This window comes from Xanthomonas arboricola pv. juglandis, assembly GCF_001013475.1.
Classification (GTDB): domain Bacteria; phylum Pseudomonadota; class Gammaproteobacteria; order Xanthomonadales; family Xanthomonadaceae; genus Xanthomonas; species Xanthomonas arboricola.
The window spans coordinates 1-14,439 of the sequence record NZ_JZEF01000004.1 but is presented as its reverse complement, the minus strand read 5'-3'; the positions used below and the strand labels follow the sequence as shown (position 1 = coordinate 14,439).

Sequence of the window (14,439 nt, the reverse complement as noted above, 5' to 3'; positions counted from 1 at the left end):
CTTGCTGCCGCCCCCATCGGTGATTGCCATGACGCTATCGTTCCGACGCCCTGCCCCGTCCCTGATCGCGCTGCTGGCGGTGCTGGCCACGCTCACTGCCTGCAACAAGCCCGCCACGCCGCCAGCCCCGACACAGACCAAGGCGGCCGCCACGCCGGCGCCTGCGTCCAGCATCGCCTGGCGCGAGGGCGATGTCGAAGATGCCTTCGCCGAGGCCAGGGAAAGCGGCAAGCCGATCCTGCTGTACTGGGGTGCGGCCTGGTGCCCGCCCTGCAATCGCCTGAAGGCCACCTTGTTCAAGGACCCGGCCTTCATCGCGCGCACGCAGCAATTCGTGACGGTGCATCTGGACGGCGATTCGGAGGGCGCGCAGGCCTGGGGCGAGCGCTTCGGCATCAAGGGCTACCCGACCATCATCGTGCTGCGCCCGGATCGCAGCGAGATCACCCGCCTGGCCGGCGATGCCGACAACGCGCGTCTGGCCGATGTGCTGCGGGTCGCGGCCAAGAGCACCAGCACCGCCAGGCAACTGCTCGACACCGCATTGCAGACCCCGCAGCAGCTCAGCGCGGACGACTGGGCCGTGCTCGGCAACTACGCCTGGGGCGCCGACGATCGGCTGGTCAAGCCGGAGCAGGCCGTGGATGTGCTCACGCGCCTGTCCAGATCGGCGCCACAGCCGGCGCTGCAACGCAGCTTCGCCCTGGCGGCGATTACCGCAGCCAAGGAGCCACCTCCACCCAGCGCGGCGTCACGCACGTTGCTGGAAGCAGTGCTGGCCGATCCGGCAGAGGTGCGCGCCAATCTCGGCACGCTGAGCTACATGCCTGCACGGCTGGTCGCCGCTGCCAGTAGCGATGCCGGTGAGCGCACGGCCTTGTCCAATGCGCTGAATCTGGCATTGGACAAGGTCTACGCCGACACCGCACTGCCGATCGCCGACCGGCTCGGCACCGCGTATGCCCGCATCCAGCTGGCACGCCTGGCACAAGGCCAGCCAACCGAAACCGAGGCCAAGGGCCCGCAACCGCCGTTGCCCAAGACCGTGGTCGACACCGTGCAGCAACGCGTGCAATGGGCGACCGACACCGCCAGGACCGATGAGGAGCGCCAATCCACCATCAGCACCGCCGCGGCATTGCTCGGCGAGGTGGGCGACCGCAGTGGCGCCGAACAGTTGCTGCTGGCCGAATTGACGCGCAGCAAGACGCCTTACTACTACATGCCCGAGCTGGCCGATCTGGCCGAACAGCGTGGCGATAAGAAGACCGCGCTGTCCTGGCTCAGGAAAGCGTACGAAAGCGCGCAAGGACCGGCCACCCGTGTGCAATGGGGCGTGATGTACGTGGATGGCCTGATCCGGCTCAGCCCGGACGACACCGCCGGCATCGAGGCCGCTGCCACCCAGGTGATCGGCGAGCTGGCCGGGCAGCCCGATGGCTACCGCCAACGCACCCGGCAGCGCTTCGCCACGCTGGGCGCCACGTTGAAGACCTGGAGCAAGCAGCATCGCCAGGAAGGCAATGCGGTGCTGACGCGCCTGCAGCAGAAGATGCAGAGCAGCTGTGACAGCAAGAACACCAGCGAGTGCGCCAGCTGGTTGAGCTGAGCCGGCGTGAGCGAGCAGCCCGCTACGCGGTGAATTTGAGTGCGCTAAGTAGCGATTGCGCACCGGATGCTCAACGGCACGCACGACTGACGTGTAAGAGCGAGATGGGCCGGTTCCAGCCACCGGCCGCATCCGCCTGACGGCTGCCTCGGTCGCAGCCCTATCGATCGCCTTGATGGCAGCAGCGGGCGTTCGCTGCCGCTAGCGCACCCACGGCAACAGCAGGTGGTCCACCATCAGAAACGCGAACAGCGCCATCAGGTAGACGATGGAGTAACCGAACATCTTCATCGAGAACAGCTCGTCCGGCGGGTCGAGCATGCGCCAGGCGTACCAGAGGAACACCACGTTGAGCACCACCGCGCCGCCCAGGTAGAACAGCCCGCTCATGCCCACCGCCACCGGCAGCAGGGTCACGATCGCCAGCAGCACCGTGTACACCAGGATCTGCTTGCGCGTATGCGGCACGCCATGGGTGACCGGCAGCATCGGGATCGCCGCCTTGGCGTAATCGGCACGGCGGAAGATCGCCAGCGCCCAGAAATGCGGCGGCGTCCAGATGAAGATGATCAGCACCAGCAGCGAGGCGTTGATCCAGTCGGCACTGGTCGGCAAGCCGGTCACTGCGGCCCAGCCCAGCATCGGCGGCGTGGCGCCGGCCAGACCGCCAATCACGATGTTCTGCGAGGTCGCACGCTTCAGGTACACGGTGTAGATCACCGCGTAACCGATCAGCGACGCAAACGTCAGCACCGCGGTGATCACATTCACCCAGACCACCAGGATGGTCATGGAGATCACGATCAATACGCCGGCAAACAGCAGCACCTGCCACGGCCGCACCTTGCCCACCACCAGCGGCCGCCACGAGGTCCGCGCCATCTGCGCGTCGATCTTGGCGTCCAGCAACTGGTTGATCGCCGCCGCCGCCGACGCCGCCAGCCAGATGCCCAGAAAGCCCAACGCACCGGTGCGTACCTGCACCCACGTCGGCACATCGGGGATGGCCAGGAACATGCCCACCAGGGCGGTGAACACAATCAGTGCCACCACCTTGGGTTTGGTCAGATCCCAGTAATCGCGTGCGCTGACAGCCATGCTCACTCCGGCGCGCGCAGCCGCGCCAGCAGCGAGACCAGCACGAACAACAATGCGACCGCGCCGCCGTTATGCAGCACCGACACTTCCAGCGGCAACGCCAACTTGACGTTGAGCATGCCCAGCGTCACCTGCACCGCCACCAGCACCGCCAGTGCACCGGCCCACACCCGCATGCCCGGCGAACGCGACAGCCGCCAGGCCAGCCACCACAGATACAGCGCCGTCGCAATTGCCCACAACCGGTGCGCCATCTGGATGGCGATACGCGCTGCGCCATCGAGCACACCGCCTTCGTAATCCACCCCGATCCCGCGCCACAGCGTGAAGCCTTCGCGGAAGTCGTGCGGCGGCCACCACTGACTGACGCAGCGCGGGAAATTGTCGGCCGACCAGCTACCGCCACCGCAGGCCAGCGCCGCGTAATTGGCACTGACCCAGCCGCCGAGGGCGATCTGCAGGCCCAGCACCGCCACACCCGCACGCAGCAGCCACTTGAGCCGCGAGGCATCGGCCAGCGTGATCGGCAGATGGGTCGCGCGCCAGGCCATCCACACCAGCAGCGAGAACATCAGCATGCCGCCGAGCAGATGGCCCATCACAACGATGGGTTTGAGCAGCAGCGTCACCGTCCACATGCCCAGCAGCGCCTGGAAGATCACCACCGCCAGCGTCAGCACCGCCGCACGCGCCAGGTCGATATTGCTCCAGCGCAGCGCCGCCAGCAGCAGGATGGCCTCGCCGGCAATCGCCACGCCGAACGCCAGTGCGTGCCAGCCGGACATGTACAAAGGAATCGACAAGGCCACCAGCACCGCGGCAGAAACCACCTGAGCGATGCCCATGCGGCGGCGGCGTACCGCCAGCAACGACAGCACCAGCACCTCCACCCCGAGCGCGCCGGCCAGGAAGCGGTGCACCTGCTCGCGCCAGGCCTTGTGCGATTCCAGCGGCCGGATCTTGCTGGCCACATGCGTATTGGCTTCGTCGCTGGTCTGCGGCCAGGTGACGCGGCCGTAGCAGGTCGGCCAATCCGGGCAGCTCATGCCGGCATCGGACAGGCGCACGAACGACCCGAACAGGATCGTGCTCGCAGTGAACAACGCAGCCAGCCAGGCCATGCGATGGAAGTGGCGGAACAATGCCGGTGGCGCAAACAGATTCATCGAAACGGGCTCACATCAGTTTCAGCAGCTTGACCAGATCGGCACGCAGGCCGGCCGGGTCGAACCCCGGGGCATACCGCAGGATCACGAAGCCGTTGGGGTCGATCACATACACCGGCACGCCGGCGGCATCGTCGGCACGCGGCAGGCCCTGCCGCAGCCGCGCGTCGTCGCGCAGTACACGCAGGGCCGGCATCGGCGGCAACCCGGCCGGCGGGGTGCCGATCCACAACACCTCCACCTTGTCGGCGCGATGCCCGAGCAGTTGCCACACCTTGTCCAGTTCGGCCGCCAGCGTCACGCATTGCTGCGTGCAACTGGCCGGCGGTGCGAGCGCAATCCGCCACACGCGTTCGGCAGGCGTCCAGGCATACGGCTGCCCGTCCGCGCGCACCGGCACCAAGCCGCGCAGGTCGGCAGGCGGCTGGAGCAACTCGCCGTGATTGCGCATCGATGCCGGCTGCCATCCGGAGAAGCGCAGCACGCCGGCCAGCAACATCGAGCCGAAGAACAGCACCGCCAGGGCAATCAGCATCCTGCGGCCGCGTTTGACCGAATGCGGCGTGGCCGATGTGGAGGAGGTCATGCCGGCGATTTTCTCATGCCGCAGGCGTCAGTGCCCGCGTCGACGGCGGCGACGCGCACGCCACGTCAGCAGCGTCGCGGTGACCAGCACGGCTGCGGCCAGACCGAACCATTGCACCGCATAACCCAAGTGCCGCGCGGGCGGAAGCGTATTCGGCAGCATCTCCAGGTCGCGTGCGTAACCGACCGGCAGGGCCGGATCCAGGCGTAGGACCTGCGACGAAATGTCGCGCCTGCCAAGCGCGCTGCGCAGGGCGGTGGTCTCCAGACGCGTAGCCAGCCAGGTCTGCGGCGCATCGGCAGCCGACAACGCCGGCCCCATCGCAAGCCCGGCCGAGGGCGGCGCACCCAGCAACCCCTGCAGCGTATGGGTCCCTTGCAGCGGCGTGGTCCTCGGCAATTGCCGATTGGCCGGCAACGGCAGCCAGCCCAGATCGACCAGCAGCGTGACGGGGCTGCCCTGCGGCGCGGCAAGCTGATAGATCCGCACGCCGGCGCGCCCGGCATGCAGCTGATTGTCCAGCAGCACCTGCTGCGGCAGAAACCGCACCTGCCCGCTCACCCAGGCCAGCGCATGCGGCGTGGCCAGGGCCTGCACCAGGGTCAACGGCGTCTGCCGCACCTGCGCCGCGCGTTCCAGCAACGCCTGTTTGTCGTGCATGCGCTGCAGCTGCCACTGTCCAAGCGCCACAAAACCCGCGCTGACCAGCAGGGCCAGGCACCATCCCAGCACCGCCGTGTGCTTGCGCATCATGACAAGCGACGCAAAAAGGCGTGCAATGCCGCTACCACGCCGACGACCACCGGGGCTGTTGTGAACGATTCGCTCAAGACGTTGCTGATTGTCGCCTTCCTGATCGTGATCCTGTGGAACCTGGGCGCAGGCCTGTACTACCTGCTCACCGACCGTGGCGAAACCAAGCGTACCGTCAACGCACTGACCTGGCGCATCGGCCTCTCAGTCGCACTGATCGCCGTGGTGATCCTGGGCATCTATACCGGCTGGATCAAGCCGCATGGGCTCGGCCGCTGATGCGGCCGACGGGATTGGGGATTCGGCATTGGGGATTGGCAAGAGCGATCCGCGTTTGCTGTTACCAATCCCCAATGCCGAATCCCCAATCCTAGCCCTCAAAGTACATACACGAACAGGAACAACGCCAGCCACACCACGTCGACGAAGTGCCAGTACCACGCAGCCGCTTCGAAGGCGAAGTGGTTGTCGCGGGTGAAGTGCCCGCGCGCGACACGCAGCCACATCACCGCCAGCATGATCGTGCCCAGCAACACGTGCATGCCGTGGAAGCCGGTGAGCATGAAGAAGGTCGAGCCGTAGATGCCAGATCCCAGCGTCAGATTGAGCTCGGTGTAGGCGTGGATGTATTCCTCCGCCTGCAGGAACAGGAACACGCAGCCCAGCAGCACGGTCAGCCCCAGCCACAGCAATAGCGCCCCGCGACGGCCGCCCTTGAGCGCGTGGTGCGCAATGGTCAAGGTCACGCCGGAACTGAGCAGGATCAGCGTATTGATCAGCGGCAGGCCCCAGGCCGGGATGGTCTGGAATTGCCCACCGATCGTGCCGGGGCCATTGGTCGGCCATGCAGCGGAATAACCGTTCCACAGCAGTTCGTTGGTCATCACGCCATCGCCTTCGCCGCCCAGCCAGGGCAGCGTCAGCACACGCGTGTAGAACAACGCGCCGAAGAAGGCGCAGAAGAACATCACCTCGGAAAAGATGAACCACACCATCCCCATGCGGAAGGAGCCGTCCACCTGGCGGTTGTAGTGCCCGGCGTTGGATTCGCGGATGACATCGCCAAACCACATGAACAAGGTCGCCAGCAACATCGCCATGCCGACGAAGAACGTCCAGCGCCCCCAGGCCGCATCGTTGAGCCAGCTGGCCACGCCGATCATCATCACGAACATCGCAATCGACCCGACAAAGGGCCATTTGCTCTGGCTCGGGACGAAATACGCATCGGCGTTGGGACTATGGTCGGCCATGGCGTTGCTTCCGTGTCGGTGCTGCGTGTGGATGAAGGATCAAGGCGCCGCGCGCGGTGCGCTGGATGCGCCACCGCCCTGCAACTCCGAGGTCAGGGTGTCGTTGCGATAGAACGTGTAGGACAGGGTGATCGTGGTGACTTCTGGCGGCAGCGCAGGGTCGACAATGAAACGCAGCGGCATATCGCGCGTTTCGCCGGCCTGCAAGGTCTGCGCGGTAAAACAGAAGCATTCGGTCTTGTTGAAGTATCCGGATGCCCGCGCCGGTGCGACCGATGGCACCGCACTGCCGACCACTGCCCGCGCACTGTCGTTGCGTGCGAAGTACAGCGCCTCATTGAGTTCGCCCGGCACCACATCCATCGTCATCTGCTCGGGATGAAAGGTCCACGGCAGTTTGGAATTGACCCCGGCATCGAACTCCACCCGAACCGTGCGTTTGCCAGCCCCTGCAATCGCAGTTGCATTGCCACGCGTACTGCCCGGCGCGCGCTCCATGCGGATGCCGAAGACTTTTTCGCACGCGATGCGATACAGCGGCACCAGCGAAAAGGTCAGCACGAACACGCCCAACACCACGCCCAGCAGCTTGAACAGGCCGGCCGTCGGTGCAGGTGCGGGCGCCCGCGCGTTCACCGCCCGATGACTCCCGACGCAATGAAACCCGCATAGATCAGCAGCGCGATGATGCCGACGGTGATCGCCGTGCGGCGCACCGCACGACGCTGTTGCGCCTGCCGTTCGGCAGCGGAGAGCAGACGTGCCACAGCCGGCGGCGCGGACTCAGTGACCGATGTCTTCATGCGCAAGATCTCCAGGCTTGATCACCGGCGGCACGGTGAAGGTATGCGCAGGTGCCGGCGACGGCACCGTCCACTCCAGTCCCTTGGCGCCTTCCCAGGCACGTGCGTCGGCCTTGGCGCCGCTGCGCAGCGAGGCGAGCAGGATGCCGGCCATCAGGAACGGCGTGGCGAACATGCCGAACGCGCCGATCGAGCTGATCAGGTTCCAGTCGGCAAACACCACGTTGTAATCGGGGATCCGCCGCGGCATGCCGGCCAGGCCAAGGAAATGCTGCGGGAAGAACAGCAGATTGACGAACACCATCGTCCACCAGAAATGGAACTTGGCCCAGGTCTCGTTGTACATCCGCCCGGTCCACTTCGGCCACCAGTAGTACACCGCCGCAATCAGCGCGAAGACCGCACCGGTGACCAGCACATAATGGAAATGCGCGACCACAAAATAGGTGTCGTGATACTGGAAATCCGCCGGCACGATTGCCAGCATCAGGCCCGAAAATCCACCGATGCTGAAGAGAATCACGAACGCCACCGCCCACAGCATCGGCGATTCGAACGTCAGCGAGCCCTTCCACATCGTGCTGACCCAGTTGAACACCTTCACCCCGGTCGGGATGGAGATCAGCATCGTGGCAAACATGAAGTAGATTTCGCCGCCGAGCGGCATGCCCACGGTGAACATGTGGTGCGCCCACACGATGAAGCTCAGGAACGCGATCGCCGCGATCGCATAGACCATCGCCTGATAGCCGAACAGCGGCTTGCGGCTGAAGGTCGGGATGATCTCACTGACCACGCCGAACGCCGGCAGGATCATGATGTAGACCTCCGGATGCCCGAAGAACCAGAAGATGTGCTGGTACATCACCGGGTCGCCGCCGCCGGCCGCATTGAAGAAGCTGGTACCGAAGAACTTGTCGGTCAGCAGCATGGTCACCGCGCCGGCCAGCACCGGCATCACCGCGATCAGCAGGAAGGCGGTGATCAGCCAGGCCCAGCAGAAGATCGGCATCTTCAGCAGGTCGATACCCGGCGCGCGCATGTTGAGCACGGTGGCGATGATGTTGATCGCACCCATGATCGAACTGACGCCGGCCACATGGATCGCGAACACGCTGAAGGCCACGTTGTAGCCGCCCTGCAGCGACAGCGGCGGGTACAGCGTCCAGCCGCCGGCCGGCGCACCGCCGGGCAGGAATAGCGTCAGCAGCAGTAAGGTAAACGCCACCGGCAGCAACCAGAACGACCAGTTGTTCATGCGCGGCAACGCCATGTCCGGCGCGCCGATCTGCAACGGAATCATCCAGTTCGCCAGGCCGACGAAGGCCGGCATCACCCCGCCGAAGATCATCACCAGGGCATGCACGGTGGTCATCTGGTTGAAGAATTCCGGCTTGACGAACTGCAGCCCGGGCTGCATCAGTTCAGCGCGGATCACCACGCTCATCGCCGCGCCGATGATGAACATCACGAAGGAAAACAGCAGATACAGCGTGCCGATGTCCTTGTGATTGGTCGAGAAAAACCAGCGCTCGACGAAACCGGGCTGGTGGTGTCCGTGGTGATCGACTGCGGTATGCGCCATGACGGAACGACCTCTACGAAGCGGTGCGGTTGCGGGCGATTAAAGAGCGGCGGTCGGTGCGGCGGCCGGAGCAGGCGCTGCGGCTGGAGCGGCCTCGCCGGCAGGCGGTGCTGCAGGTGTGGACGCCGGCGCCGGGGTGCCGGCCGGTCCGGCAGGCGCTGCGCCGGCAGTGCGACGGGCCGCCAGCCAGCGCTGGAATTCGGCCTTGGGTAGCGCTTCCACCACGATCGGCATGAAGCCATGATCCTTGCCGCACAACTCGGCGCACTGCCCGCGATACACGCCCGGCTGCTCGATATTGGTCCATGCCTCGTTGACGATGCCGGGGATCGCGTCCTGCTTCCAGCCAAGGGCTGGCACCCACCACGCATGGATCACGTCGTCGGCGGTGATCACAAAACGGATCTTGGTGTTGACCGGCAGCACCAGGCGGTTGTCCACGTCCAGCAGATAATGCGGTTGCGATGCAGCGGTCGGACGCTCGCCACTCTGGCGGATGCGGTCGGATTCGCGCGCCAGCCGGCTGGTGAACTCCACGCCCTGGCCCAGGTATTCGTATTTCCACATCCACTGGTAGCCGGTGACCTTGACGGTCATTTCCGACTCGCGGGTGTCGTACATCGCAATCAGTTTGGCCGTCGCCGGCCAGGCCATCGCAATCAGCACCAGCACCGGGATCACCGTCCACAGCACTTCGGCCGTGGTGTTGTGGCTGAATTGCGCGGCCACCGCTCCCTTGGACTTGCGGAACTTGAAGATCGCATAGCCCATGGCACCGAACACCAGCGCGCCGATCACCACGCAGACCCACAGCGCCACCATGTGCGCCTCGTAGGCCATGCGCGCGGTCTGGGTGACCCCGCGGCCCATGTTGAGCTGCCATTCCTTCGGATCGGCCGACTGCGCCCAGGCGACTGAAGCGCTCGACAGCGCCAGCATCGACAAAGCCAATTTCGGATACGTCGCCTTCCAGCTGCTGCGTTGCGTCATTGCCTAGACCCTTACGTCATCGGTGACGGCCATTGGCGGCCGCGAGCAAGCGTTTCAGCGTAGTTGCCAGTTCCACACGTTCGGCCGGCCCGAGAAAACTTCCGATCTCGATCTGCTTGCCGCTGCTGACCAGCACCACCCTGTCGTCGCGTTCCATGCATAACCGCACCCAATGCGGATGTGCCTGAAACGCTGGTGGCGCATGTCCGGATGGAAACACCTCGACAACGGTCTCCCCTACCCGGATCGCTTCTTCGCGCTCGCCACTTCGCCACAACTGCCGTAGCGCCAGCGCCACCACACCACTGTGCAACAGGGCGAACACCGGCGCGAATGCATTGCCGGTCCACCACCCCAGGCCCGCAAATACCCACATCGTTCCCGCCAATACTGCGAACAGCTGCACGAACTGCCTGGCCGACAATGCCCGCGGAGGCCGCAACCGCAACTGCGTCCCGACCCCTTCGGACATCAACGGCAGTACTTCGATCATTGGCAACACGCAGCGCACTGCGGGAATGGCCCGATGGTAGACCCGCACGAATGCATGCGGCAAGCGTTTCCGGCAATCATGCGATTGCTGCAGTGCAGCTAAAAACACGCGTAAATCAATCACTTCCCGGTGCATGTGCCGATGCCTGCGGCTGCGGCCGGCAGGGAGCGAGTCTGTTTTGGGCCTGCACCGGCCACGTGCACAAAACGGCGGAAAAGTTGCCGCTTCCACACAAGTGCGCAGGGGCTGCGGCTCTCTAGAATGAGCACGGATTCCCAGGCACCCTTCGCATGAACGCTCAGCTCGACCCGCTTGCCTCTCCCTCAGTTGCGCGCCCGCTGCTGGCGCCCGAGCTGCCTGCCGCACCCGGCGCATTGCGTGCGGCGATCACCGCCGCCTGGCTCAAGGATGAAACCGAGCACGTCCGCGAATTGCTCGACCAGGCGCGTCTGCCCGCCGCCGAACAGGCCAAGGTGCAGGCAGTGGCCGCCGACCTGGTCACCCGCGTCCGCGCACGTGCGCAGGACCAGGGCGCGATCGAAGCCTTCATGCGCCAGTACGACCTGGGCAGCGAAGAAGGCGTGCTGCTGATGTGCGTGGCCGAAGCGCTGTTGCGCATTCCCGACCAGGACACCGCAGACAAGCTGATCCGCGACAAGCTCGGCGATGCGGACTGGAAAAAACATGTCGGCGGCAGCGACTCGGTGCTGGTCAACGCATCGACCTGGGGCCTGATGCTCACCGGCAAGCTGGTGCAACTCAACGACCTCACCCGCGCCGACGTGCCGGGTGCGTTCAAGCGCCTGATCGGCCGCGTCGGCGAGCCAGTGATTCGCCTGGCCGTGCGCCAGGCGATGAAGATCATGGGCCACCAGTTCGTCATGGGCCGCACCATCGGTGAAGCCCTGTCGCGTTCGCGCAAGGGCGACAACGCCGATTACCGCTATTCGTTCGACATGCTCGGCGAAGGCGCATTGACCATGAAGGATGCGCAGCGCTATCTGCAGGCGTACCGCGATGCCATCCACGCGATCGGCCGCAGCGGCAGTTTCGTCGGCACCGATGTCTTTGCAGCGCCCAGCATCTCGATCAAGTTGTCCGCACTGTATCCGCGCTACGAGCACGCCAAGCGCGCACGCGTGATGGCCGAGCTGGTGCCGGGCGTGCTCGAGCTGGCGCAACTGGCCAAGTCCTACGGCATCGGCTACACCGTCGATGCCGAAGAAGCAGACCGTCTGGAACTGTCGCTGGACATCATCGAGGCCACCTTCTCCGACCCGTCGCTGGATGGATGGGAGGGCTATGGGCTGGCGGTGCAGGCGTATCAGAAGCGCACGCCGTACACGATCGATTTTCTCGCCGATCTGGCACGCCGCGTCGGCCGTCGTATTCCGGTGCGTCTAGTCAAGGGCGCGTACTGGGACGCGGAGATCAAGCGCGCACAGATCGAAGGTCACCCCGGCTACCCGGTCTTTACCCGCAAGCAGAATACCGACGTGTCGTATCTGGCCTGCGCGCGCCGCATGTTCGCGCACAGCGATGCGCTGTATCCGATGTTCGCCACGCACAACGCGCAGACCATTGCGGCGGTACGCGCAATCGCAACGACCAAGCATTACGAACACCAGAAACTGCATGGCATGGGCGATGACCTGTATGCCGAAGTGATTCCGGCCGATCGCCTGGGACTGCCCTGTCGCGTGTACGCACCGGTCGGCTCGCACGAGGATCTGCTGCCGTACCTGGTGCGTCGCCTGCTCGAGAACGGCGCCAATTCCAGCTTCGTCAATCGCATCACCGACGAGGACGTCGCCATCGAAGACCTGATCCGCGATCCGGTCGAAGCGGTGTCCTCGTTCGGCTCCATTCCGCATCCCAAGATTCCGCTGCCTACCGATCTGTTGCGCAGCCAGAACCAACACAGGAAAAACTCCATGGGCGCCAATCTCGCCAACGACAACGATCTGCGGCAGCTGGCCGAGCAACTCAATGCCGCCATCAAACCGTGGAAGGCCACCCCGTTGGTTCCCGGCGCGGTGATCAGCACACCCAGCGAGGCGGTGCGCAACCCGGCGGACCGACGCGAAACGGTCGGGCACTGGCAGCCGGCCGATCCGGCCACCGTGCAGACCTCGCTGGCAACCGCCGCTGCTGCGCAGCCGGCTTGGAACCGCACACCTGCGGCCAGCCGCGCCACCATCCTGGAGCATGCCGCCGACCTGCTCGAAGCACGCATGCCCGAGTTCATGGCGATCTGCGTCAAGGAGGCCGGCAAGACCCTGCCCGACGCCGTGGCCGAAGTGCGCGAGGCGGTCGACTTCCTGCGTTACTACGCAGCCCAGGCACGCGCGCAGTTCGGCGCACCCGAACGTCTGCCCGGGCCGACCGGCGAATCCAACGAGCTGCAGCTGCATGGCCGCGGTGTCTTCGTCTGCATCAGCCCCTGGAACTTCCCGCTCGCCATCTTCCTCGGCCAGGTCGCCGCCGCATTGGCTGCCGGCAACAGCGTCATCGCCAAGCCTGCAGAGCAGACCAGCCTGATCGGCTACGCCGCAGTGAAGCTGCTGCACGAAGCGGGCATCCCCGAAGCGGTTGTGCAGTTCCTGCCGGGCGACGGCGCCACCGTCGGCGCCGCACTGACCAATGATCCGCGCGTGGAAGGCGTCGCCTTCACCGGCTCCACGGAGACCGCACGCGTCATCAACCGGACCCTGGCCTCCCGCGAAGCCGCGATCGGTGTGCTGATTGCCGAGACCGGTGGCCAGAACGCGTTCATCGCCGACTCGTCCTCGTTGCCGGAGGCCGTCGTCAAGGATGCGATCTCCAGCGCCTTCATGTCCGCCGGCCAACGCTGCTCGGCGGCCCGCGTGCTGTTCGTGCAGGACGACATCGCCGACAAGGTCATGACCATGCTGGCCGGCGCGATGGGAGAGCTGAAGATCGGCGATCCTGCGCTGCTGTCCACCGATGTTGGTCCCGTCATCGACGCAGATGCGCTCAAGATCCTCGATGATCATGCGGCGCGCATGGATCTCGAAGCTCGCCTGATCGGCACCACCATCCTGGATCCCGCCACTGCCAACGGCAGCTTTTTCGCCCCACGCGCGTACGAGCTGACCTCACTCGCGCAGCTACAACGCGAAATTTTCGGACCGGTCCTGCATGTCATCCGCTGGAAAGGCGACCAACTCGACGCCGTCATCGATCAGATCAACGCCACCGGTTACGGTCTGACCCTGGGCGTGCACTCGCGCATCGACGAGACCATCGATCGCATCACCACACGTGTTGCGGTCGGTAATGTCTACGTCAACCGCAATCAGATCGGCGCGGTCGTCGGCGTACAGCCCTTCGGCGGCCAGGGACTGTCAGGTACCGGCCCGAAAGCCGGCGGCCCGCATTATCTGCTCCGTTTCGCCACCGAGAAGGTCGTCACCGTCAACACAACAGCCGCAGGCGGCAATGCCTCGCTTCTGACACTGGGCGACTGAGAGGCAGTCCAAACCATTTCAGGCCATCTCTTGGCTTGCTGAGGAAAACAAGAACCCCGCATCGCGGGGTTTTTTGTTGTGCCCTGATGTCCGCATAAGGTGCTTTGCCCGTACATCTACATTGCGCAGAAGCAAGCGGGAGGTCATTGCCGCACAACAGCATCACTGCCAGCACCCACCACTCGGCATCACCGTGAAAGTCAGGGGACAGAGGTGAGAAAGAAGCTCAACCTTGGACCGTGTCAGTGACATGCATAGGCAGACGCGTCACAGTCCACGCAAGGTGGTTTCGACTTCGGGCAGCTCGGGCATGTAGGTCTCCAATCGTCCAGGCCGACGGTACGCCGGCACGGATCAATATGGTGGCCAACGACAGTAAATCCAGCTCGTCGCCCCAGCATCGTTACGATGGTTGATTGCGCCTAGAGCGTCCGAGTGCCGTGGTGTTACTTGGCTTCGGCTATGCCTGTGGCTTGCCTTTAGCCCCGGCTTTAGCTCTGGCTCTGGCTTTAGCTCTGGCTCTGGCTCTGGCTTTGGTTTTGGCTTTGGCTTTTCGCGGCCGAATTTCGGACAAAAAGAAACCCTCAGTCCTATTGGACTGAGGGTTTCGGG

13 protein-coding genes are annotated in these 14,439 nt (G+C 64.8%); 3 read left to right on the top strand and 10 right to left on the bottom strand.

From position 1 onward, the window contains the following. Nucleotides 1–28 precede the first annotated feature (28 nt). Nucleotides 29–1,609, top strand: a complete 1,581-nt coding sequence (locus XARJCFBP2528_RS15010; RefSeq protein ID WP_016902811.1) for a thioredoxin family protein — start codon at nt 29–31, stop codon at nt 1,607–1,609. A gap of 201 nt (nt 1,610–1,810) precedes the next feature. Here XARJCFBP2528_RS15010 and cyoE read toward each other — a convergent pair whose 3' ends face one another. Genes cyoE through XARJCFBP2528_RS14990 form a run of 4 tightly spaced genes read right to left on the bottom strand, consistent with a single transcriptional unit; the run spans nt 1,811 to nt 5,212 of the window. After that, entirely contained in the window at nt 1,811–2,707 is an 897-nt protein-coding gene (gene cyoE, locus XARJCFBP2528_RS15005) for a heme o synthase (protein WP_016902810.1), read from the bottom strand. Between the two features lie 2 nt (nt 2,708–2,709). After that, nucleotides 2,710–3,873 carry a COX15/CtaA family protein gene (locus XARJCFBP2528_RS15000; RefSeq protein WP_016902809.1) on the bottom strand — a complete coding sequence of 388 codons (1,164 nt, stop codon included), beginning with the start codon at nt 3,871–3,873 and terminating at the stop codon, nt 2,710–2,712. A gap of 10 nt (nt 3,874–3,883) precedes the next feature. Next, nucleotides 3,884–4,459 carry a hypothetical protein gene (locus XARJCFBP2528_RS14995; protein ID WP_016902808.1) on the bottom strand — a complete coding sequence of 192 codons (576 nt, stop codon included), beginning with the start codon at nt 4,457–4,459 and terminating at the stop codon, nt 3,884–3,886. Between the two features lie 27 nt (nt 4,460–4,486). Next, on the bottom strand, nt 4,487–5,212 hold the full coding sequence (locus XARJCFBP2528_RS14990) for an SURF1 family protein (protein ID WP_016902807.1): 726 nt from the start codon (nt 5,210–5,212) through the stop codon (nt 4,487–4,489). Between the two features lie 60 nt (nt 5,213–5,272). Between XARJCFBP2528_RS14990 and XARJCFBP2528_RS14985 the strand changes: the two genes are divergently transcribed. Then, nucleotides 5,273–5,491: a twin transmembrane helix small protein gene (locus XARJCFBP2528_RS14985; protein WP_006449736.1), complete on the top strand. Its 219-nt coding sequence runs from the start codon at nt 5,273–5,275 to the stop codon at nt 5,489–5,491. Nucleotides 5,492–5,589: 98 nt separating this feature from the next. Here the strand turns inward: XARJCFBP2528_RS14985 and XARJCFBP2528_RS14980 are convergent, their stop codons facing one another. From XARJCFBP2528_RS14980 to XARJCFBP2528_RS14955, 6 genes are read right to left on the bottom strand one after another with little or no spacing between them, the layout of a single operon-like run. Further along, complete coding sequence (locus tag XARJCFBP2528_RS14980; RefSeq protein WP_016902806.1) at nt 5,590–6,465, bottom strand: cytochrome c oxidase subunit 3; 876 nt, start codon at nt 6,463–6,465, stop codon at nt 5,590–5,592. 39 nt (nt 6,466–6,504) lie between these two features. Further along, a complete protein-coding gene (locus XARJCFBP2528_RS14975) occupies nt 6,505–7,101 on the bottom strand; it encodes a cytochrome c oxidase assembly protein (RefSeq protein WP_016902805.1) in 597 nt (198 codons plus the stop codon). After that, the gene (locus tag XARJCFBP2528_RS23890) at nt 7,098–7,268 is read right to left on the bottom strand and encodes a hypothetical protein (protein WP_024938846.1); all 171 of its coding nucleotides are present in this window, start codon (nt 7,266–7,268) and stop codon (nt 7,098–7,100) included. Before XARJCFBP2528_RS23890 ends, XARJCFBP2528_RS14975 begins: the two co-directional genes overlap by 4 nt. Continuing rightward, nucleotides 7,249–8,853: a cytochrome c oxidase subunit I gene (ctaD, locus tag XARJCFBP2528_RS14965; RefSeq protein WP_016902803.1), complete on the bottom strand. Its 1,605-nt coding sequence runs from the start codon at nt 8,851–8,853 to the stop codon at nt 7,249–7,251. Before ctaD ends, XARJCFBP2528_RS23890 begins: the two co-directional genes overlap by 20 nt. Before the next feature lie 39 nt (nt 8,854–8,892). After that, on the bottom strand, nt 8,893–9,843 hold the full coding sequence (gene coxB, locus XARJCFBP2528_RS14960) for a cytochrome c oxidase subunit II (protein ID WP_016902802.1): 951 nt from the start codon (nt 9,841–9,843) through the stop codon (nt 8,893–8,895). 16 nt (nt 9,844–9,859) lie between these two features. Beyond that, on the bottom strand, nt 9,860–10,336 hold the full coding sequence (locus XARJCFBP2528_RS14955) for a DUF2244 domain-containing protein (RefSeq protein WP_016902801.1): 477 nt from the start codon (nt 10,334–10,336) through the stop codon (nt 9,860–9,862). 290 nt (nt 10,337–10,626) lie between these two features. Here XARJCFBP2528_RS14955 and putA point away from each other — a divergent pair, with 290 nt between their 5' ends. After that, nucleotides 10,627–13,827, top strand: a complete 3,201-nt coding sequence (putA, locus tag XARJCFBP2528_RS14950; RefSeq protein ID WP_016902800.1) for a bifunctional proline dehydrogenase/L-glutamate gamma-semialdehyde dehydrogenase PutA — start codon at nt 10,627–10,629, stop codon at nt 13,825–13,827. The last annotated feature ends 612 nt before the right edge of the window (nt 13,828–14,439 follow it).

Coding starts and splice junctions, on each gene's coding strand:
- XARJCFBP2528_RS15010 (WP_016902811.1), top strand. CDS start 29: ATGACGCTATCGTTCCGACGCCCTGCCCCGTCCCTGATCGCGCTGCTG.
- cyoE (WP_016902810.1), bottom strand. CDS start 2,707: ATGGCTGTCAGCGCACGCGATTACTGGGATCTGACCAAACCCAAGGTG.
- XARJCFBP2528_RS15000 (WP_016902809.1), bottom strand. CDS start 3,873: ATGAATCTGTTTGCGCCACCGGCATTGTTCCGCCACTTCCATCGCATG.
- XARJCFBP2528_RS14995 (WP_016902808.1), bottom strand. CDS start 4,459: ATGACCTCCTCCACATCGGCCACGCCGCATTCGGTCAAACGCGGCCGC.
- XARJCFBP2528_RS14990 (WP_016902807.1), bottom strand. CDS start 5,212: ATGATGCGCAAGCACACGGCGGTGCTGGGATGGTGCCTGGCCCTGCTG.
- XARJCFBP2528_RS14980 (WP_016902806.1), bottom strand. CDS start 6,465: ATGGCCGACCATAGTCCCAACGCCGATGCGTATTTCGTCCCGAGCCAG.
- XARJCFBP2528_RS23890 (WP_024938846.1), bottom strand. CDS start 7,268: ATGAAGACATCGGTCACTGAGTCCGCGCCGCCGGCTGTGGCACGTCTG.
- ctaD (WP_016902803.1), bottom strand. CDS start 8,853: ATGGCGCATACCGCAGTCGATCACCACGGACACCACCAGCCCGGTTTC.
- coxB (WP_016902802.1), bottom strand. CDS start 9,843: ATGACGCAACGCAGCAGCTGGAAGGCGACGTATCCGAAATTGGCTTTG.
- XARJCFBP2528_RS14955 (WP_016902801.1), bottom strand. CDS start 10,336: ATGATCGAAGTACTGCCGTTGATGTCCGAAGGGGTCGGGACGCAGTTG.
- putA (WP_016902800.1), top strand. CDS start 10,627: ATGAACGCTCAGCTCGACCCGCTTGCCTCTCCCTCAGTTGCGCGCCCG.